The sequence below is a fragment of the Pleomorphochaeta sp. DL1XJH-081 genome (assembly GCF_049310885.1).
Lineage (GTDB): Bacteria > Spirochaetota > Spirochaetia > Sphaerochaetales > Sphaerochaetaceae > CAYZJV01.
Genome location: NZ_JBMDYO010000153.1, coordinates 1 through 258, shown reverse-complemented (window position 1 = coordinate 258; position 258 = coordinate 1). Strand labels below are relative to the sequence as shown.

Genomic DNA, 258 nt, shown 5'->3' with positions numbered 1-258 from the left:
AGCAGACCAGATATTTCTGCTGGAACCCTACCCTCCATCGCGAAGCGCTAAATGCAAGCAATACTCCCCTCAAACCACCTCGCTCATCCACTCAGCAAATGCCCGCACGGCGGGAGAGAGAAAGCGCTGGTGCGGATAGAGCAATGTGACGGGTACCGGGGGCGGCTGCCAGTCCGTCAGCACTTCCACCAGTCTCCCCTCCTGCAGGTGGTCAGCAACGATATTCTCCGCCAGCTGCGCCAGCCCAAATCCTGCCAG

At 59.7% G+C, this 258-nt stretch carries 1 protein-coding gene; it reads right to left on the bottom strand.

Features of this window, described 5'->3' with window-relative positions:
- Nucleotides 1-69: 69 nt before the first annotated feature.
- Nucleotides 70-258 (bottom strand): LysR substrate-binding domain-containing protein (locus ACODJP_RS14270; RefSeq protein WP_422482630.1); only part of this gene is annotated, 189 nt, incomplete at its 5' end.